Annotated in this window: 20 protein-coding genes; 8 read left to right on the top strand and 12 right to left on the bottom strand. The window is 56.5% G+C overall.

What is annotated here, in order from left to right:
- Window positions 1–7 precede the first annotated feature (7 nt).
- Window positions 8–913, top strand: a complete 906-nt coding sequence (locus tag WFP70_RS10495; RefSeq protein WP_058962344.1) for a DMT family transporter — start codon at window positions 8–10, stop codon at window positions 911–913.
- Here WFP70_RS10495 and WFP70_RS10490 read toward each other — a convergent pair.
- Window positions 900–2276 carry a sensor histidine kinase N-terminal domain-containing protein gene (locus tag WFP70_RS10490; RefSeq protein ID WP_160869159.1) on the bottom strand — a complete coding sequence of 459 codons (1377 nt, stop codon included), beginning with the start codon at window positions 2274–2276 and terminating at the stop codon, window positions 900–902. The genes WFP70_RS10495 and WFP70_RS10490 overlap by 14 nt on opposite strands.
- On the bottom strand, window positions 2267–2938 hold the full coding sequence (gene tctD / locus WFP70_RS10485) for a transcriptional regulator TctD (RefSeq protein ID WP_097116562.1): 672 nt from the start codon (window positions 2936–2938) through the stop codon (window positions 2267–2269). The genes WFP70_RS10490 and tctD overlap by 10 nt, the downstream gene beginning before the upstream one ends.
- Before the next feature lie 120 nt (window positions 2939–3058).
- On the opposite strand from tctD, the gene WFP70_RS10480 reads away from it, so the two are divergent.
- From WFP70_RS10480 to flk, 4 genes are all read left to right on the top strand, one after another.
- Window positions 3059–4036, top strand: a complete 978-nt coding sequence (locus WFP70_RS10480; RefSeq protein ID WP_034825134.1) for a Bug family tripartite tricarboxylate transporter substrate binding protein — start codon at window positions 3059–3061, stop codon at window positions 4034–4036.
- An 11-nt stretch (window positions 4037–4047) separates the two neighbouring features.
- On the top strand, window positions 4048–4479 hold the full coding sequence (locus WFP70_RS10475; protein WP_034825136.1) for a tripartite tricarboxylate transporter TctB family protein: 432 nt from the start codon (window positions 4048–4050) through the stop codon (window positions 4477–4479).
- A 12-nt stretch (window positions 4480–4491) separates the two neighbouring features.
- Complete coding sequence (locus tag WFP70_RS10470) at window positions 4492–6000, top strand: tripartite tricarboxylate transporter permease (RefSeq protein ID WP_034825138.1); 1509 nt, start codon at window positions 4492–4494, stop codon at window positions 5998–6000.
- Window positions 6001–6120: 120 nt separating this feature from the next.
- Entirely contained in the window at window positions 6121–7152 is a 1032-nt protein-coding gene (gene flk, locus WFP70_RS10465; protein ID WP_058959022.1) for a flagella biosynthesis regulator Flk, read from the top strand.
- Between the two features lies 1 nt (window position 7153).
- Here the strand turns inward: flk and WFP70_RS10460 are convergent, their stop codons facing one another.
- Window positions 7154–7597 carry a rhodanese-like domain-containing protein gene (locus WFP70_RS10460; protein ID WP_182057492.1) on the bottom strand — a complete coding sequence of 148 codons (444 nt, stop codon included), beginning with the start codon at window positions 7595–7597 and terminating at the stop codon, window positions 7154–7156.
- Between the two features lie 86 nt (window positions 7598–7683).
- On the opposite strand from WFP70_RS10460, the gene pdxR reads away from it, so the two are divergent.
- On the top strand, window positions 7684–9120 hold the full coding sequence (gene pdxR, locus WFP70_RS10455) for a MocR-like pyridoxine biosynthesis transcription factor PdxR (protein ID WP_337023315.1): 1437 nt from the start codon (window positions 7684–7686) through the stop codon (window positions 9118–9120).
- On the opposite strand, the gene WFP70_RS10450 is transcribed toward pdxR, so the two are convergent.
- Both WFP70_RS10450 and fabB read right to left on the bottom strand, forming a co-directional pair.
- Window positions 9083–10264, bottom strand: coding sequence for an MFS transporter (locus tag WFP70_RS10450; RefSeq protein ID WP_337023316.1), 1182 nt, complete (start codon window positions 10262–10264; stop codon window positions 9083–9085). The two genes, pdxR and WFP70_RS10450, sit on opposite strands and share 38 nt — an antisense overlap.
- A 217-nt stretch (window positions 10265–10481) precedes the next feature.
- Window positions 10482–11702, bottom strand: a complete 1221-nt coding sequence (fabB, locus tag WFP70_RS10445) for a beta-ketoacyl-ACP synthase I (RefSeq protein WP_034825147.1) — start codon at window positions 11700–11702, stop codon at window positions 10482–10484.
- A 155-nt stretch (window positions 11703–11857) separates the two neighbouring features.
- Here fabB and mnmC point away from each other — a divergent pair, with 155 nt between their 5' ends.
- On the top strand, window positions 11858–13870 hold the full coding sequence (mnmC, locus tag WFP70_RS10440) for a bifunctional tRNA (5-methylaminomethyl-2-thiouridine)(34)-methyltransferase MnmD/FAD-dependent 5-carboxymethylaminomethyl-2-thiouridine(34) oxidoreductase MnmC (protein ID WP_337023317.1): 2013 nt from the start codon (window positions 11858–11860) through the stop codon (window positions 13868–13870).
- Window positions 13871–13900: 30 nt separating this feature from the next.
- Here mnmC and WFP70_RS10435 read toward each other — a convergent pair whose 3' ends face one another.
- The 6 genes from WFP70_RS10435 to prmB all read right to left on the bottom strand — a co-directional run bounded on the left by WFP70_RS10435 (window position 13901) and on the right by prmB (window position 18775).
- Window positions 13901–14182, bottom strand: coding sequence for a YfcL family protein (locus tag WFP70_RS10435; protein WP_034825151.1), 282 nt, complete (start codon window positions 14180–14182; stop codon window positions 13901–13903).
- Between the two features lie 156 nt (window positions 14183–14338).
- Window positions 14339–14884 carry an elongation factor P hydroxylase gene (locus WFP70_RS10430; protein ID WP_034825153.1) on the bottom strand — a complete coding sequence of 182 codons (546 nt, stop codon included), beginning with the start codon at window positions 14882–14884 and terminating at the stop codon, window positions 14339–14341.
- A 67-nt stretch (window positions 14885–14951) separates the two neighbouring features.
- The gene (locus WFP70_RS10425) at window positions 14952–15749 is read right to left on the bottom strand and encodes a sulfite exporter TauE/SafE family protein (protein WP_337023318.1); all 798 of its coding nucleotides are present in this window, start codon (window positions 15747–15749) and stop codon (window positions 14952–14954) included.
- A 130-nt stretch (window positions 15750–15879) separates the two neighbouring features.
- Window positions 15880–16704 (bottom strand): penicillin-insensitive murein endopeptidase, encoded by an 825-nt coding sequence (mepA, locus tag WFP70_RS10420; RefSeq protein ID WP_337023319.1) that lies wholly within the window; start codon window positions 16702–16704, stop codon window positions 15880–15882.
- Between the two features lie 7 nt (window positions 16705–16711).
- A complete protein-coding gene (aroC, locus tag WFP70_RS10415; protein ID WP_058959027.1) occupies window positions 16712–17797 on the bottom strand; it encodes a chorismate synthase in 1086 nt (361 codons plus the stop codon).
- Between the two features lie 45 nt (window positions 17798–17842).
- A complete protein-coding gene (gene prmB, locus WFP70_RS10410) occupies window positions 17843–18775 on the bottom strand; it encodes a 50S ribosomal protein L3 N(5)-glutamine methyltransferase (protein WP_160869175.1) in 933 nt (310 codons plus the stop codon).
- A gap of 156 nt (window positions 18776–18931) precedes the next feature.
- Here prmB and smrB point away from each other — a divergent pair, with 156 nt between their 5' ends.
- Window positions 18932–19480 (top strand): endonuclease SmrB, encoded by a 549-nt coding sequence (gene smrB / locus WFP70_RS10405; RefSeq protein ID WP_160869177.1) that lies wholly within the window; start codon window positions 18932–18934, stop codon window positions 19478–19480.
- Window positions 19481–19538: 58 nt separating this feature from the next.
- Here smrB and sixA read toward each other — a convergent pair whose 3' ends face one another.
- Entirely contained in the window at window positions 19539–20021 is a 483-nt protein-coding gene (gene sixA / locus WFP70_RS10400; protein ID WP_034825272.1) for a phosphohistidine phosphatase SixA, read from the bottom strand.
- Window positions 20022–20070 lie beyond the last annotated feature (49 nt).

Below are 20070 nucleotides of genomic sequence, written 5' to 3'. Positions count from 1 at the left end.
TCGTACGATGAATTTACTGTTTCCGTTGATTGCGGTGATGATCTGGTCGATCAACACCATTGTCAGCAAACTCTCTGCCGGGAGCATCGATCCTGCCGCCATCTCCTTTTATCGCTGGCTGCTGGCGCTCATTGTGCTGGCCCCCTTCAGCCTGCCCGGCGTGTGGCGCCATCGCCATGCCGTGAAGGCCAATCTTTGGCGATTATTGATCCTCGGCCTGTTGGGCATGGTGCTTTATCAGAGTCTCGCCTACTATGCCGCCCACAGCGTGTCGGCGGTGATGATGGGTATATTGGGTGCCACGATTCCGTTACTGACCATTCTGCTCAGCCTGTTCGTTTTACGCCTTGCGCCGACGCGTGGCATTTTGATCGGCGGCCTGTTGTCCTTTGCCGGTTTGGTATGGTTGGTGAGTGAAGGGAATCCAGCTCAGTTGCTGAATCAGCGTCTGGGCAACGGCGAGTTGATGATGCTGGCGGCTTCCACCTCGTATGCGCTTTACGGTGTGCTGACCAAACGCTGGGCGATCCCTCTGCCGACCTGGCAGAGCCTGTACGTGCAGATTTTCTTTGGTGTGTTGCTGTTACTGCCTGGATTCTTGCGCGCACCGGACGTCACGCTGAACTTGCATAACATTCCGCTGGTGCTGTTTGCCGGGCTTTTCGCGTCCATTATCGCGCCGTTCTTGTGGATCCTTGGTGTGCAACGTCTCGGTGCCAGTACCACCACCATTTTTATGAATTTTGTGCCCGCGTTCACCGCCATCATTGCCGTGCTGTTCCTGCATGAGCAACTGCACGCCTATCACTGGATTGGCGGTGGCATGACGTTGGTGGGAGTGATTCTGGCGCAACGGTTGAAAACACCGCTGCGCAAGCCACGTGAACGCACCGTTCAGCTCAGCGAAAGCTGATGATGATGCGCAGCCCGCCCAGTTGCGGGCTGCGATCCAGCAGCAACTGCGCACCGTGCCAGGCACAAATATCTTTGACCAGCGCCAGCCCGATGCCCGCACCGGGCTGGCTGGCATTATCCAGGCGACCAAACGGCTGCAATGCCTGATGCTGTTGTGCCGCACTAATGCCCGGCCCGCTGTCCTCAATTTCCAGCTGTTTCTCCCGCAATCGCGCCGTGACGATCCCGCCTTCTGGCGTGTATTTAATCGCATTGTCCAGCAGGTTGGCACAGAGTTCGGCCAGTAATAAGCCATCGCCTTGCACCACACAGGGAATGTCGCCTTCAAATCCCAGATCGATGTGTTTGTGGCGCGCGCCGGCATAGCTGCTGAAACATGCCTGTTCCACAATTTCATTCAAACTGACCCGAGAAAAAGGCTTGTCCTCACCGTGCCGGGCTTTGATTTGCGCCAGCTGCAACAGCCGATCGGTAAGTTGCACCGTATCGTTTAGCGTATGGCGCATGCCGAGCAGACTTTCGCGCCACTGCGCAGGATCATCACTGTTGAGCGCAACGCCAACCTGGGTTTTTAAAATGGTGAGCGGCGTACGCAGTTGGTGTGAAACGTCGGCGCTAAAACGTTCCTGACGTGCCAGTAAACCGCGCAGTCGTTCCAGATGCCGGTTAAAGGCAATAATCAGCGGCTGCAATTCCGACCAGGGCAATAACGACGGCAATGGCGTCAATTCGCCGGGCGCACGACGTAGCATGATGCGCGATAACCGACGTAGCGGCCGCAACACTTTGCGTAATAACAGGCTGGCTAACAGCAGAGTAATCAACACCAGAAAGCTTTGACTGATCAACGCGGTGCGCAGTAATCCTTCCGCAAACCCATGACGAGAATTCAGGGTTTCCGCCACCAGAACCAGCGCCATCCCCTCTACGCCCTGCTCGTTTACCGGTTGCCATAACGCCGCAATCCGAATCGGCTGCTTACGATAGCTGCCATCGTAAAAGTGCACTAAAGCGGGATAGGCTTCAGAAAGCGGCGCATTGCGCGGTAAAGGGGGCAGATCGGGATAACCTGAAAGAGTTTTGCCTTGCGGTGATATCACCTGATAGAACAACTGGTCATTCATGTTGCGCTCAAAGCTGTCGAGTACCACCCAGGGCACATCCACCTCCAAATGGTTCTGTCGCACCACCAGCCTTTCTGCCACCGTGCGTGCCGAGGCGAGAAGTGAACGATCGTAAGCCTGATTCGCCGCCTGCAGCGCACTCTGGTAATGAGTATAAACAGACAACCCCCACAGCAGCATCAACGGAGCGCCCAGCCACAGCAACAGTTCACCACGCAGCGAATGGCTCAGGCGCACGGCTGGCACTCCAGACTGTATCCCAGCCCACGTAGCGTCACGATCGCGACATCGCTGCCCTGCAGCTTTTTCCGCACCCGATGCACATACAGCTCAATGCTTTCCAGGCTGGCTTCATCGGTTAGGGTAAAGGTTTGTTCATAAAGATGCTGACGTGACACCGGACGTCCAGGGCGTTGCATCAAAGTCGAAAGCACGCTGGCTTCACGCGGGGTGAGCATCAACGGTTTATGATTCAGCAGAAAATAGCCTTCGCCGTCGCGTTCCAGTTGGCCCACGGTCTGCGATTGCGCAGTCTGTCCCTGGCTGCGACGCAACAACGCCCGCAGGCGCGCTTCCAGCTCATCCAGTTCAAAGGGTTTAGTGAGATAGTCGTCCGCGCCCGCATTGAGGCCCTGCACGCGCTGTTCCAGCGCACTTTTGGCCGTGAGCAACAATACCGGCGTGGTTTGCCCACGCTTACGCAAACGCGCCAGCACCGCCAGACCATCCAGCCGTGGCAGTGATACATCCAGCACCACCACCGCATAGTCTTCGCTCTGCAACACATGGTCTGCCGCCAGGCCATCCGCGACCCAATCCACGGCAAAGCCTTTCTGTGTCAGCGCTTTTTGCAGCCAGCTGGCCAGGTCAACCGTATCTTCCACCAGTAAGAGACGCATATCACATCCTGATACTTTTCCCGAGCACTGAAAGGTAAATGAAAGGTTACACCATTAACAATTCAGCAACGCCGAATGTTCGGCAGTTGTCACACTCTGGAAGCATGAATGGAGCGAATAATGAAAAAAATCTTACCCCTCGCCCTCGCCTCAACCCTCGTGGCTTTGTCGATCTCTTCTGCGCTGGCGGAAGCGCCAGACCGGACAGAATGTATCGCCCCCGCCAAACCCGGCGGTGGCTTTGATCTGACCTGTAAATTGATTCAGGTTTCCATGCAGGAAACCGGCGAAATCAGTAAACCGATGCGCGTGACCTATATGCCCGGCGGTGTGGGAGCGGTGGCTTACAACGCCATCATTGCTCAGCGCCCCGCCGAAGCAGGCACGCTGGTGGCCTTCTCCGGCGGTTCGCTGCTCAATCTCTCTCAGGGCAAGTTTGGCCGCTATTCAGAAAGTGACGTGAAGTGGCTGGCTGCCGTCGGCACCGATTATGGCATCGTCGCGGTACGCAATGACGCCCCATGGAAAAACCTCGGTGAACTGATGGAAGCCATGAAGAGCGATCCCACCAAAGTGGTGGTCGGCGCAGGTGCATCGATCGGTAGTCAGGACTGGATGAAAACCGCCCTGCTGGCTCGCGAAGCGGGCATCGACCCACGCAAGATGCGCTATGTCGCGTTTGAGGGCGGTGGCGAGCCGGTAACGGCTCTGCTTGGCAACCATATTCAGGTGGTCTCCGGGGATATGAGCGAGATGGTGCCACATTTGCAAGCCGGCAAGTTACGCGTGCTGGCAGTGATGTCTGACAAACGCTTACCGGGTGAACTGGCGAGTGTGCCGACTGCCAAAGAGCAAGGCTACAACGTCGAGTGGCCGATTATTCGCGGCTATTACCTCGGTCCGAAAGTGACTGACGCGGAATATCAGTGGTGGGAAGACGCGTTCAAAAAGTTGGTGACCACCAAAGAATTCCAGCAACAGCGAGATATGCGCGGACTGTTTGAATTCAACATGTTCGGCAGCGAGCTGGATGCCTACGTGAAAAAACAGGTGGCTGATTATCGCGAAAAAGCCAAATCCTTTGGCCTGGCCAAATAACGGAGTCGATGATGAGCGATCGTATCTTCGCTGGTATCTGGCTGCTGCTGTGCATTGCCGGGCTGTTTATTGCCTGGCAAATCCAGAGTGAATACAGCTATGAACCGGTCGGCCCACGCCCTTTCCCGATGCTGCTGCTGGGATTAATGGCGATTTGCGCCGTGATGATGTTACTGCGCAAACCCGATCTGGTGCAGTGGCCTTCCGCCGCCACACTGAAAAAGTTAGTGCTGATGTGCGTCATGCTGATGGTATATGGCTGGCTGTTTGAGCGTCTGGGTTTTGCTGCATGCACCACGCTGCTGACCTTTGGCATTGGGCTGTTGTTTGGCGCGCGCTGGTGGGCGGCTGCGGTGTCCGGAGTGGTGATGGGCATAGCACTGTTTTATGCCTTTGACCGCCTGCTCGATGTCACCTTGCCCGTCGGCAGCTGGTTCAATTAACGGGAGTCTCACATGGATACCTGGTCTTTTCTGATGCAAGGGTTTGCCGTTGCGATGACGCCGGAAAACCTGATGATCGCACTCATCGGCTGCTTTATTGGCACCATTGTTGGCCTACTGCCCGGACTCGGGCCGATTAACGGTGTCGCGATCCTGATGCCGCTGGCGTTTGCTCTGCACTTACCTGCCGAGTCCGCGCTGATCCTGCTTGCTACGGTCTACATCGGTTGCGAGTACGGTGGTCGTATCTCCTCTATTTTGCTTAACGTGCCAGGCGATGCCGGGGCAATCATGACGGCGCTGGATGGCTACCCGATGGCGCAACAGGGCAAAGCTGGCGTGGCCCTGTCGATCTCAGCAGTGAGTTCATTTATTGGATCCACTATCGCGATTCTCGGCATTATTCTCTTTGCCCCTATATTGGCCAACTGGTCACTGGCCTTTGGTCCGGCGGAGTATTTCGCGCTGATGGTGTTTGCGATTGCCTGTCTGGGCAGCATGATGAGCCACAATCCGTTGAAATCGTTTTTAGCCGCGCTGATCGGTTTGGGTATGGCCACCGTTGGCGTCGATGCCAATACCGGCGTCTATCGTTTCACCTTCGACAGCGTGCACCTCTCCGACGGTATCCAGTTTGTGGTCGTGGTGATCGGGCTGTTTTCTGTCAGTGAAATACTGCTGATGCTGGAATCCACCAGCAGCGGGCAGAAAGTGGTTCGCGCCAGTGGCCGCATGATGTTCAACATGAAAGAAGCGGCGCAGGCAACCGGTGCCACCTTACGTTCCTCCTTTATCGGCTTCTTTGTTGGCGTACTGCCCGGCGCCGGTGCCACCATCGCCAGTGCCATCGCTTATATGAGCGAGAAGAAAATCAGCGGCAGTGACCAGTTTGGTAAAGGGGATATTCGCGGTGTGGCAGCGCCTGAAGCGGCCAACAACGCCTCAGCTTGCGGCTCCTTTATTCCGATGCTGACGCTGGGTATTCCGGGATCCGGCACCACAGCGGTGATGGTCGGTGCGCTGACGCTGTACAACATCACACCCGGCCCGGCGATGTTTACCGAACAGCCGGATATCGTCTGGGGTCTGATTGCAGCATTGCTGATTGGCAACGTCATGCTGCTGATCATGAACATCCCGATGATCAACATCTTCGCCCGCATGCTGACCATCCCGCTGTGGTTCCTGGTACCCGCCATCGCCGCGATCTCTGCAGTGGGCGTTTACGCCGTACACAGTACCACTTTTGATCTGTTGCTGATGGTCGGACTGGGTATCTTTGGCTATATCTTGCGTAAAATGGATTTCCCGATGTCGCCGCTGATTCTGGGCTTCGTACTGGGAGAGATGCTGGAGCAAAACCTGCGCCGTGCGCTCTCCATCAGTAACGGCAACCTACCGATTCTATGGGAAAGCCTGATCTGCAAAGTGTTGCTGGTGTTGGCGATCGCTGTCCTGATCGTGCCGCCACTGTGGAAACGCTGGCGTCGTAAGCGTCTCAAACTGGCTGAAGCTGAATAAATCCAGAACTGACGCGATTTCCCCTCACTGCCCCCGTGGATTTCCCGGGGGCTTTTGCTATCATATGGCCTCTTTTTTCCGGCGCACCCGGATCTGACCTCGTTTTTCAAGGATTCCGCCATGCAACCTCTCAGCGGTCCCGGTGTGCCCGCGGGCGATCGTACAACGCTCACTAACGCGACTGGCCCCACTCGTCCTGGCGGACCGGCGGGCGAACAGCCACTCTCCCCTGCCCAGCGCACCACGCTGGAACGTCTGATTGTGCGCATCATGTCACTCAGCACCTTGAAAGCTCCGGAATTGTGGGCTGGCGTACGCCATGAAGTGGGCGTAAAGAATGATGCTGAGCTGCAATCGCGTCATTTTCCTGCTGCCGAGCAGCATTTGAATGGGCGTTTAACCCAGGTACAGAACAGCCTTGCCACGCGTCAGCTGTTGCAGCAGCTATTGGAGAAGCTGCCGCAGGGCAATAATCGCCAGGCGGTGAGTGATTTTATTCGTCAGCAATTTAACCAAACGGTGCTGAGTGCGCTGTCGCAAGACCAGTTACATCAGGTGCTGACCATGCTGCAAAATGGGCAGATGGCGATCCCGCAGCCGCAGCAAACGCGCGCGTCCGATCGCACGCTGCTGCCAGCTGAACAGCAATCGCTGAATCAACAGGTTACGCGTCTCGCGGCCACGACCGGCGAATCACCGGTCAAGCTGCTGTCTGAAGCGCTGAAACTGGTCAATCTGAAGAGTGGCGATCCAATTCCCTCTCGCCACTTCCCGCTGCTGACACAATATTTGCAGGTACGTCAGACATTGGGTCAACACAGCGCACCGACCTTACAAATGCTGGAAACTTCGCTGAAGCAGCCGCTGACGCATGACGAGCAACGGCTGCTGGAGGATTACAGCCAGCAGCGCTTTCAGGCCACGCCGCAGACGGTACTGACGCCCGCGCAAACGCAAGATCTTCTCAACTTGCTGTTTAGCCGCCGCGTCGAGAAAACGCTGGAGCAGCCGCACGCCGCCAGCGATCTGCGCCCCCAGCCGATCTGGTCGCCGTGGATCGAGATATTACCGCGCCCACTGGCTCAGCGCCCGGCACTGACATTGATTCTGGGCCTGGCACTGTTCTTCTTTTTACTCTGGCTGTTCCTGTAATTTAGCAGCCACAGTGCGCGCCGGGTGCGGCCTGTGGCCACTCGCCCGGCGATGTTCCCCACGTTAATGGATGCCCATCGCGTTTCCAGAAATCCAGTCCACCTATCAACTCTTTGACCTGAAAACCCAGCGAAGCCAGTTTCCATGCCGCTTTAGTCGAACCGTTGCAGCCGATGCCATCGCAGTATGTGATATACACCTTACTGCGATCCAACTGTGCGGTGGAGTCGGCATTCATAGTGCGATGCGGAAACGAAATCGCCCCGGTGATGTGCCCTGCCTGATAGACATCAGTGGATCGCGCATCAACCACCACTATCGCATTGACGCCTTGCGCCAGATCCTCTGCCAAATCCCAGGCATCGGTGTAATAACTCAGTTTGTGCTGCAGATACGCCACGCTTTCCTGAGGATCCGCGGGCGGGAAGAGTAAGACTGATGACATCGCATTCTCCTTGTGTAATTTTCCCTGAGTTTACGGCAAAGTGGTCTGCAATCTGATACCACTTTTCACACAGTGATAAGACCAGCATGCGCCACTCTTTTTTAGCCCTGTTTAATCACACGTCATCCGGCGGCTTACGTGAACGTTTATGCCATACGCTACGTGAGGCCATAACCCGCGGCCATTTGCACCATCAACAACGCTTACCCTCCAGCCGTCAGTTAGCCGAGGATTTGTCGCTGTCGCGGGTGACGGTGGAAGCCGCTTATGCGCAGCTGGAGAGTGAAGGCTATCTGGAGAGGCGGGCGGGTCGGGGGACTTTTGTATCGATTGCAATGCCTGCACGGGCGGCGACCACACCCGCACATAACTCACCTCGTTTCTCACGGCGTGGTGAGCAAATATTAGCAACCGGTGGCTGCCAGGATCCGCCGTTCCCCCATGCGTTTGCCGCCGGTTCGCCTGAATTACGCGCTTTCCCGCATACGCAATGGCGCCGGATCAGTAACAGCGTTCAGCGCTCGCTGGGCAGCCAGGTGATGGGTTATGGCGATCCGCTGGGCTTTATGCCGCTTCGTGAGGCGGTGGCAGATTATCTGGCGTTATCACGCGGGGTGCGCTGTGCTGCCGGGCAAGTCGTCATCCTAACCAGTTCACAGCAGGCCCTGCAGTTACTGGCACTGATGTTATTGGATGCCAATGATGAAGTGTGGCTTGAGGAGCCAGGCTATCCCGGCGCGCGTAACGCTTTCCTCGCTGCGGGTGCACACTGCCGTGCGATGCCGTTGGATAGCGAAGGAGCGATGCCGCTTGAAGGAGACGCAAGGCTGGTTTATCTGACGCCGGGACATCACTATCCCACCGGCACCGCGATGAGCCTTGCCCGCCGCCTGCAGTGGCTCGACTGGGCGCACCAGCAGCAAAGCTGGTTAATTGAGGATGATTACGACAGTGAGTTTCACTATGACGATCGCCCGCTTCCCGCCTTACAGGGATTGGAGGATAACAGCCGGGTTATCTGCCTTGGCACTTTTTCCAAAACGCTCTTCCCTTCCCTGCGGCTGGCGTGGATGGTCGTGCCGCCAGCACTGGTAGATGCCATGGGTCGCGCGCGCAGCATTCTGGATGGGCACAGCGCGCTGTTGCCACAAGCGATTACCGCTGAGTTCCTCCAACAAGGCCATTTTGCCAGCCACCTGCGGCTGATGCGCCAGCTTTACCACAGCCGCCGCGACCGATTGCTGGAGCAGATCAACACGCGCCTGCAGCCGTGGTTGACGCCGCTACAGGCGTCTGGCGGGCTACAGCTGACGGTAGCATTGCATCAGGGTGAGGAAGCACAGCTCACGCAACAGGCGAGGGAAATCGGTCTGCTGCTGCCACGTCTGTCGCCGTTGTACAGCAACAGTCAGCCGCAATCGGGCTGGCTGCTGGGCTTTGCCGCGCTGACGCCAGGTGAGATTGTCAGCGCCTGCGATAAGCTGGTTACGCTGTTGTCGCGCTACGCGCAAACGACCAGGTGACGAGAATGCCCAGGGCTGCGCAGCAGGCACCCGCAAGGTAGACCGAGCCATAACCCAACGCCGTGGCGAGCAGGCCGGTCAGTGGGCCGCTGGCACCGTAAGCGATATCCTGGAAAGCAGAGAAACCGCCCAGCGCCGTGCCACGAATTTGCGGCGAGACACGTTTGATCACCTCGACGCCGAGCGCCGGGAAAATCAGTGAACAGCCGCAGCCGGTGAGCGCGGCGCCTACCAGCGCCATCCAGCCAGAGCTTGCACACGCCAGCACCAGCAAACCGGCAGTTTCCACCAGCAGCGAGATCATTGCGACGCGGACGCCACCATGACGATCCGGCAGGCCGCCAAAGAAAACACGCACCAATACAAAAGCACAGCCAAATGCGGTCAGGGCAAAACCGGCATTGCCCCAGTTTTCTGCGGCAAAATAGAGCGAGGTAAAAGTGCCGATCACGGCGAAGCCGGTGCCCTGTAACGCCAGCGCCATGCCGGGTTGGAAGATGGTTTTCACCACGCTGAACAGAGAAGGACGTTCGCCACCCACCACCGGCACTTTAGTGACCCAGCTATTGATCGCCAGCGAGAGCAGTGGCAACAGCAGCGCGACAGCACCGAGTGCCGCGAATCCGCCATGTTGATTGATCAACAAACCCAGCGGCGCGCCCGCCGCCAGCGATCCATAAATCGCCATACCGTTCCACGACATCACCAGGCCGGATCGTTTGCTTCCCACCAACCCCATGCCCCAGGTCAGATTACCGGTGAGCAGCAAGCTTTCACCAAATCCGAGTAACAAACGCCCCACTGCCAGCAAACCAAATTTTGCCCACGGCGAAACCGGCAGCATCGCCGCCGCCAGATACGCCACGCCCACCAGCGCGATGGCGATCATACCGTGTTGGGTGGTGAGCTTGGCACCGTGCTGATCGGCTCGGCGTCCGGCAAAGCTGCGCGTCAGCAACGTGGCGAAGAATTGAATGCCCACCGCCACACCCACCATCAGGTTGCTCATGCCCAATTCCTGATGCACGTACAGCGGGATAACCGGGAGCGCCAGCCCTGCGGTTAAATAAGTGAGAAATACCGCAAAGGATATGCAACCCAAAGGCAGCACAGATTGCGTCTGCGTATCAGCAGCCGTGGTCATGATGGTATGAACTCCTTGTTCAGAGCGTGCACGACAGGCAAAACCAACATACGTTCGCACCCTGTATTCAGGCGAAAACGGGTTGTTTGGTTCATACTGTGCGCAAACGATTATTTTGTTTCAGGCAAGATGTGAAGAGTGTAGGCAAGCGGCGGGTGAATTGTCAAAAACAACAGGGGCCGGATAAACCGGCCCCTGGAAAACGGTGATCACGCTATTAAGCTGGCAGCTTACGCATGGTTAAGGTGGCGTTGGTGCCGCCGAAACCGAAGCTGTTGGACATCACGGTGGTCAGCGCTTTTTCAGTCGGCTGCGTCACGATGTTCAGGCCTTTACCCGCTTCATCAATCTCTTCGATGTTGATGCTTGGTGCGATGAAGCTATGCTCCAGCATCAGCAAGGTGTAGATCGCTTCCTGCACGCCCGCTGCACCCAGTGAGTGACCGGTCATGGCTTTGGTAGCAGAAATGTACGGTGAGTTGTCACCAAACACTTCGCGAATCGCACCCAGCTCTTTCACATCACCGACAGGTGTAGAAGTACCGTGGGTGTTGAGGTAATCGATTGGGGTGTCAACGCCCTGCATCGCCATCTTCATGCAACGCACTGCGCCTTCGCCTGATGGTGCCACCATATCAGCACCGTCAGAAGTCGCGCCGTAGCCAACGATTTCTGCGTAAATGTGTGCGCCACGTGCCAGAGCATGTTCCAGCTCTTCAACCACCACCATGCCGCCGCCGCCAGCGATCACGAAACCATCACGGTTCGCATCGTAAGTACGAGAGGCTTTTTCTGGCGTTTCGTTGTATTTGGTGGACAGTGCGCCCATCGCATCGAACTCACAGGCCATTTCCCAGCTCAGCTCTTCGCCGCCGCCAGCAAACACGATGTCCTGTTTGCCCAACTGAATCTGCTCAACCGCGTTACCGATGCAGTGTGCGGAAGTAGCACAAGCAGAGCTGATTGAGTAGTTCACACCGTGGATTTTGAATGGGGTAGCCAGACAAGCTGATACACCTGAACCCATGGCTTTGGTCACCACATAAGGGCCAACGGCTTTCAGGCCGCGCGGGCCACGCATTGCGTCAGCACCGAACACCTGATAACGCGGAGAACCGCCGCCTGAACCGGCAATCAGACCCACGCGTGGGTTGTTCTGATACTGCTCGTCAGTCAGGCCGGAATCCTGAATCGCTTCCGCCATAGACAGGTAAGCGTAGATTGAAGCATCACTCATGAAACGCACGATTTTGCGATCGATGAGCCCGTTGGTATCCAGTTTGACGTTGCCCCATACGTGGCTGCGCATACCGATATCTCTCATCTCTTCAGAGAAGGTGATACCCGAACGGCCTTCACGCAGAGAAGCCAGCACTTCTTGCTGGTTATTACCAATGCTGGAAACGATACCCAGGCCAGTAATCACTGCACGTTTCATTCAATAGTCCTCATTCCACTTCTTTTGGATTGACGTGCACTCTAGCTTACAGTTGTAAGCCGAACAAGTCCGATCAGCCATTTCCTTTTGTAAATTTGCGTCATGTGACGGCAGTCGTTAAAATCGCGCCACTGCCTGAAAAACGAGCCTTTCCCGTGAAATTAGCCCCGGTTGAACACGCGCAATTAAACTGGAATGATCAGGGTACACCTGTTTCCCGAGCATTCGATGACGTCTATTTCTCCAACGACAACGGGTTGGAGGAGACGCGCTATGTTTTCCTCAACGGCAACCAAATTCCTCTCCGTTTCGCTCAACATTCTCGCGATATTTTTATTGTCGCGGAAAGCGGTTTTGGGACAGGTCTGAACTTTCTTACCTTGTGGCAAGCGTTCGATCGCTTCTGTAGCGAACATCCCGACGCGACACTTAAGCGTCTGCACTTCATTAGCTGCGAAAAATTCCCACTGACGCAAACCGATCTGGTCGCAGCGCACGCACACTGGCCTGAGCTGGCGCACTGGGCAGAACAGTTACAGCAACAGTGGCCACAGGCGCTGCCGGGTTGCCAGCGTTTACTGTTCAACAACGGTAAAGTCACGCTCGATCTCTGGCTCGGTGATATTAACGCGCTAATTAATACCTTTGATGACAGTCTTAATGCTCAGGTGGATGCATGGTTTTTAGATGGTTTTGCGCCGTCTAAAAATCCGGAGATGTGGACGCCGGAACTATTCGCCGCCATGGCCCGTCTGGCCCGGCCGGGTGGGACGCTGGCGACCTTCACCTCGGCAGGGTTTGTCCGTCGGGGATTACAAGAAGCAGGTTTTACCGTGGCTAAGCGCAAAGGCTTTGGTCACAAACGCGAAATGCTAACGGGCGTAATGGAGCAGGTTGCTGCCCTGCCCCATAGCCAACCGTGGTATGCCCGCCCTGCGGCTCGCACTCAGGAAGTGGCGCTGGTTGGCGGTGGCGTGGCGAGTGCCGTACTGGCGCTGGCGCTGTTGCGCCGCGGCTGGAAGGTCACACTTTATTGCGCCGATGCTGCGCCCGCGCTGGGTGCTTCCGGCAATCGTCAGGGCGCACTTTACCCGCTGCTTAATCAGCACGATCCCGCTCTCGCCACGTTTTTCCCTGCAGCGTTCACCTTTGCCCGCCGTTTGTACGACCAGCTATCGGTAATGTTCGAGCATGACTGGAGCGGTGTGTTGCAACTCGGCTGGGACAGTAAAAGTGCCGATAAAATTGCCCAGATGCTGGAGATGGGATTGCCGCATGATGTGGCGTACGGCGTAAGTCAGGAGGACGCGCAGCAATTAGCGGGCGTCGATACCGGTAGTGGTGGCATTTTCTATCCTCAGGGCGGCTGGCTCTCTCCGTCGCAACTGACCAGCAACCTATTGGAGCATGCGCAAAACCTGGGTTTACGCCTGCACTGGCTGCATCGCGTCACCACGCTGGAAACGACGACTGAGGGGTGGACCCTGAACTTCAGCGAGCAACCCTCGGTAAATCATCAGCAGGTGGTGCTCGCCAATGGCCATGCGCTGCTGGAAATTGAGCAAAGCAAAGACTTGCCCGTTTACGCGGTGGCGGGTCAGGTCAGTCATGTGCCGACCAATCCTGAGCTGGGCGCGTTAAATACCGTACTCTGCTATGACGGCTATCTCACGCCAGTCAGCCCGAATTTCAACACCCACTGCATCGGGGCCAGCTACCATCGCGGCGATACCACAACCGATTTCCGTGCTGACGATCAGCAGGAAAATCGCCAGCGCCTGGTGAACTGCCTGCCGGATGCAGAGTGGCCACAGCAGGTGGATATCAGTGATAACGAGGCGCGTGTTGGCGTGCGCTGCGCCACGCGCGATCACTTACCGATGAGTGGCAGCGCGCCTGATTACGCCGCAACGCTGGCGCAATATGCTGATTTGCCGGGGCAGCGAGCACGGGGTGAAACCCTTGCCGATGCACCGGTTCATGCCGGTTTATTTGTGCTGGGTGCGCTGGGTTCACGCGGCTTGTGCAGCGCGCCGCTGGCGGCGGAAGTACTGGCGGCACAGATGAGTGGTGAGCCGCAACCGCTGGATATCACCACGCTGGCGGCATTGAATCCGAATCGTTACTGGGTAAGAAAACTGCTGAAAGGTAAGAAAGCGGGACGCTAGGATGGCGGGGCGAGCGGCCGCCCCGACTTATCAGGCGGTCTGACGCGCCTGCTGGAACAAATTATCCCACATGCCAATCACCAGCGCCTGATCGCGCGGTGACAGTTCACCCGCCGCAATCGCATTTTGCAGGCTGTTGGTCACATGGATTTGCAGCGCTTCGGGTGTGTGCTCACCGCTGATTTCAATCTCAGCCACCGCCAGGGTCAGATGACCACGCAGATAGCCACCGGCAAATAGCTCGTCGTCACTGGCGTGATCAACCATATCGTCAATCAATGCCAGGATGCGGGATTCGAATTCTACGATCATCGTCTTGTTCCTTATTGCCCTTGATACGCCGCGCCGCTACTGCGCTGGCTTCACGCTCTTGCCCCGTTACACGCTGGTTCGCGTTCCCGGGGGTCGTTCATTCGCCGTTATGCTGCAACGCGGGTGACTTTGGGTCATTAATAATATGTTTGCGAATCACAGATCTTCCGGCCACGGGAAGTGTGCCGCCGTCAGCGCTGGCGTACCGTAATAGCTGGCTAACGCATCGATAAAACGTGCCGGACGTGCCGGGATACCCTGCTCAAAATAAGTCATCACCTGAGCATGGACCTTGCGCTGGAACGCGATGCGATCGGGTTCACAATCGCCTTCGAGGTTGTCACAGCTGACATTGAAGGGAAAGCCCGCCGCGACACAGAACAGCCACTCCAGCGCCTGTGGCTTGACTTCCACTGACTCGAACTGACTTTGCGTTTGCGCATCCCGCCCATCCGGGCAGTACCAATAACCAAAATCCACCAGCTTGCGGCGCGCTTCACCGGCAATACACCAGTGAGAAATTTCGTGCAGCGCGCTGGCGTAGAAACCGTGAGCAAACACCACGCGGTTCCACGGCGATTCCTCATCCGCTGGAAGATAGATAGGTTCGTCATCGCCTTTAATTAGACGGGTCTGAAAGTCTTCAACAAAGCAGCCATCAAAAATATCCACCAGCTGCTGGTAATGATGTTCTGTACTCATAATATTTTAATCTTTAAAAAAATTAGCGCCATTGTCGCATTGGCAGCCGTTCTTGACGAGTACTGCTTTACAGCGTGGCTATCCACGCCAGCAACGCGCTGCCATGGCTATCCCACAATAATTTGGCGCTCATCATAGCGGATACAGTCACCACCATCGGGCGGATCAGCTTCTGACCCCGGCTCAGCACCAGTCTGGCGCCGATACGCGCGCCCACGAATGCGCCAATCAACATGATCACGCCCGTGCCCCACACTACCTTTCCGCCGAACATAAAGAACAGCAGACTGCCGAAATTGGAGGTGAAATTTAGGACTTTGGCGTGGGCGGTGGCCTTGGCAAGATTGAAGCCACATAGCGTCACAAACGCCAATGCATAGAATGAACCGGCACCCGGACCAAAAAAGCCGTCGTAAAAACCGACGCAACCACCGCCGACCAGCGCAAAAGCGATCCCCTGCAGGCGATGCTCACGGTCCGACTCGCCCAGCCGCGGCATTAACAGGAACCATAAACCGATGCTGATCAGTAGGAGCGGCAAAATCTGTCGTAGTACATCCGCCTGGATATGCTGAATCAGCACCGTGCCACACACCGCACCGATAAAGGTCATGGCAATGTTCAGCCGCTGTTCGCGCAGATTCACCGCGCCGCGCCGCACAAAGTAGAGGCTGGCAGAGAAAGAACCGCCCACCGACTGTAACTTATTGGTGGCTAAAGCCTGAGCAGGAGAGAGTCCCGCAGCGAGTAATGAAGGAACGGTGAGTAAGCCACCGCCGCCGGCGATGGAGTCGATAAACGCTGCCAGCACCGCAACCAGAAACAACACGCCCAGCAATAGTGGGCTAACAACAAAGAGGTCCATTTTTTTCTCGTAAAGTTAACCCGACCATTCTTATTGCAGGCTGGGCATCCGTGCTCTCTCCTGGTCTCACAAACATCTGTGCCTGGGAGAGAGAACGTTGCCAATGCTGCTGCAACAGGAAGCGTCAAGGCTAGAGTAAATGACGATCTAATAGTGCCTGACAGGATGGCGGCAACGGCGGCGGCGTTTTCTTCACAGGCGGCGTGCTACCCGGTTTTTTCGGCAGGAACCAACTGTCTAACTCTGCACCACAACCATCACCCGGCGGCGGTGCAGCCTGATCTTCACACTCCAGACTGCCTGCCGGACAGCGCAGACGCACGTGCATGTGGGCACGATGGGCAAACCACGGGCGCACTTTATTCAGCCATGCACGATCGCTTCCGGCATCCGCACAAAGCTGCTTTTTAATCGCCGGATTGACAAAGATACGTGTCACTTCATTATCTTTCGCCGCCAGCTTGATCAGGCTGTCGATCTGCGGCTGCCAATGACGCGCAATCACTTGTTTATCATCCGGTGCCACCAAATCCAGTGGCTGTGGCTTCAGCAGCTGCTGCGCCGTCCAGCGGTTTTGCGGCAGCTGCAACCAGATATCGACATCCAACCCGGTTTGATGGCTGGCATGCCCACTGCTGAAGCGCCCGCCGGCCGCCATGCCCATATCACCAATCAACACCTGCCCCAGCTGCAGTTGATGCACCTGGGTACTGAGACGCTGAATAAAGGCAATCAGATCGGGATGGCCGAAATAACGCCGCTGATCCTGACGCATGACCTGATAATTGGGTGAATTGAGTGGCAGTTGCTGTGCACCGACAATACAGCCGTTGGCGAACCCGCCAATCGACTGTGGGCTGCCAGCAATGGGCTGATGGATTTGCTGCCAGGGCGTGGCAGCAAACACGGTCGCACTGCACAACAGCGCGGCAACGGTGGTGAGCAGGCGGCGCATCCGTGGCTTACCAGCGCGGAACGCTGCTGTTGACGTCACCGTTCTGCGCACGCTGACGCAGCAGGTGATCCATCAACACAATCGCCATCATCGCTTCGGCAATCGGTACCGCGCGAATGCCCACGCAAGGATCGTGGCGACCTTTAGTGATCATCTCCACTTCTTCGCCTTCACGGGTGATGGTTTTACCCGGCACGGTGATGCTGGAAGTCGGTTTCATTGCCAGGTTCGCACTGATGGTCTGGCCGCTGCTGATGCCACCCAAAATGCCACCCGCGTGGTTGCTCTGGAAACCGTCGGCACGAATCTCATCGCGATGCTGGCTACCGCGCTGGTTAATCACCGCGAAACCGTCTCCAATTTCCACGCCTTTCACTGCGTTAATGCTCATCAGCGCATGCGCCAGATCGGCATCCAGACGATCAAACACCGGCTCGCCCAGTCCCGGTGGCACGTTCTCTGCCATCACCGTGACTTTAGCGCCGATCGAGTCACCCTCTTTCTTCAGGCCGCGCATCAGTTCATCCAGCGCTTCCAGCTTCGAAGCATCCGGGCAGAAGAACGGGTTCTCTTCAACAATGCTCCAGTCTTTCAGCTCGCAGGCTACATCACCAATCTGTGCCAGATAACCACGTACCTGAATGCCGTGCTTCATTTGCAGATACTTTTTGGCAATCGCACCCGCCGCCACGCGCATCGCGGTTTCACGCGCAGAGGAACGGCCACCGCCGCGATAGTCGCGCAGGCCATATTTTTGCTCGTAGGTGTAATCCGCATGGCCGGGGCGGAACAGATCTTTGATTGCGCCGTAATCCTGTGAACGCTGATCAGTATTTTCAATCAGCAGGCCGATAGAGGTGCCGGTGGTGACGCCCTCAAACACGCCGGACAAAATTTTCACCTGATCCGGTTCACGGCGCTGGGTGGTGTAGCGCGATGTGCCCGGGCGGCGGCGATCGAGATCGTGCTGAATATCCGCTTCCGTAAGAGGAATGCCTGGCGGCACGCCATCAACGATGCAGCCCAGCGCAATACCATGCGACTCGCCAAAGGTGGTTACGCGAAAAACTTGTCCAATGCTGTTACCGGCCATTGTGGTTCCTTGTTGCGATGTTGCGGGCGATGTCTCGCCCCATTTTTAGTCTTTGTAGAAGGAGAAGTGATGCTGTGCCGCGACGATCTGCTCGCGCGTCAGCATAAACACACCGTCACCGCCGTTATTGAACTCCAGCCAGGTAAACGGCACATCCGGGTACTGATCCATCATATGCACCATGCTGTTGCCCACTTCGCAAATCAGCACGCCCTGCTCACTCAGATAATCCGGCGCACAGGCGAGAATTCGGCGCACCAGCTTCAGACCATCACTGCCTGCTGCCAGGCCCAGTTCCGGTTCGTGGCGATATTCATTCGGCAGATCGTCCATATCTTCCGCATCCACGTACGGTGGATTGGTGACGATCAGATCATATTTCACCTGCGGCAGACCACGGAACAGATCGGCACGAATAGGCGTAACGTGGTGGATCAACCCATGTTCTTCAATGTTTTGCTCCGCCACCGCCAGCGCATCCGTGGAGATATCCACCGCATCGACTTCCGCTTCCGGGAAGGCATAAGCACAGGCAATCGCGATGCAGCCACTGCCGGTACACATATCGAGAATGTGGTGCGGTTGTTCACCAACCAGACCGGCAAAACGGTTCTCAATCAGCTCACCAATCGGTGAACGCGGCACTAATACGCGCTCATCGACATAGAACTCGTGACCACAGAACCAGGCTTTGTTGGTGAGATAAGCCACCGGAATGCGCTCGTTAACGCGGCGAATCACACGTTCAACAATGCGGTGACGCTCGCTGGCCGTCAGGCGCGCATTGCGCATATCTTCAGGGATATCCAGCGGCAGCCAGAGCGTGGGCAGAACCAGTTGGACTGCTTCGTCCCAGGGATTATCCGTGCCGTGGCCGTACCAAATGCCTGCCGCCGAAAAACGGCTGACAGCCCAGCGCAGCATATCCTGAATGGTGTGCAGTTCACTCACTGCCTCATCGACGAAAATCTTGTCCACGTAGCCCTCCGCAGGCCTTAAAATCAATCGGCCGATAGTGTGCCACGAAGCCGGGCAGAATTCAGCGCAGCGAGGCGAAAAAGCTGACATTTGTTAACGCTAAGCGTTAAGGTATGCCACCGGCTGTTAACCAGCCCTCTAACCCTATTTTGAGCCATGAGTAAGAAGACGCCCCTAAACCAGGACGATCAGGCGCTGTTTCGTGAGTTGATGAGCGGAACGCGTAAGCTGAAACAAGACACTATCGTGCACAAACCGGTAGTGAAAACCCGCGAAGTCCCGCTGAAAAGACTGCTTTCCGAGCAAGCCGATAACACTCACTACTTCTCAGATGAGTTTCAGCCTTTGCTCTCCAGCGAGGGGCCGATGCGTTATGTGCGCGCGGATGTCAGTCATTACGAGCTGAAGAAATTGCGACGCGGCGATTACACGCCGGAAATTTTTCTCGATCTTCATGGTTTAAGACAGCAGCAGGCCAAACAAGAGCTGGGGGCGCTCATTGCCGCCTGCCGCCGTGAACATCTGTTCTGTGCCAGCGTAATGACCGGACACGGCAAGCACATCCTCAAGCAGCAAACACCGCTGTGGTTGGCGCAACATCCGCATGTGATGGCATTTCACCAGGCACCTAAGCTGTTTGGCGGCGATGCCGCGTTGCTGGTGCTGATTGAAGTCGAAGAGTGGCAACCACCGGAGCTGCCTTAATCCTTAAAAAGGAAAGGGCCGCAGAAGGCGGCCCATAGAGATATGACTTTTGGCGACATTACATCGCTTTGGCCAGTTTTGACGGGCTGACCTGCCACTCCAGTTTGCCTTCACAGGCGTCTGCATCAAAGTTCACATAAGCAATTGCCGACGTAGCAAACATCGGTGGCGCTTCCTGCGGGCAAAGCTCTGACACCAGATAGCCCACCAGCGGCAGATGCGAAATGACTAAGGCTGATTTCACACCCTGCTGCGCCAGCGCCTGCAGATAACAGGCCACCATGCCCGGATCGCCACCTGGCGTCAGTTCTGGTAGCACGTCCTGCCCTTCTGGCAGCTTCAGTGCCTCACGAACCGTGGCGAGCGTCTGCTCTGCACGGAGATAAGGGCTCACTAACACCCTTTCGATATCCAGCGCCTGGCCGTTTAGCCAGCTCGCCATCTGGCGCGATTCGTCACAGCCACAGATTGTGAGTGGGCGCACTGAATCACTCGCTGCTTCCAGAGCTGCATCGCCATGACGCATGATAAAAACTTGCATAAAGCACCGCTGTTGTTTGTCGATATCGTCGGGTACCACAGCACCAGAC

Origin of the sequence: Pantoea sp. USMM079 (assembly GCF_037153115.1) — a bacterium.
Lineage (GTDB): Bacteria > Pseudomonadota > Gammaproteobacteria > Enterobacterales > Enterobacteriaceae > Pantoea > Pantoea communis.
This window is presented reverse-complemented; position numbering and strand designations above follow the sequence as displayed.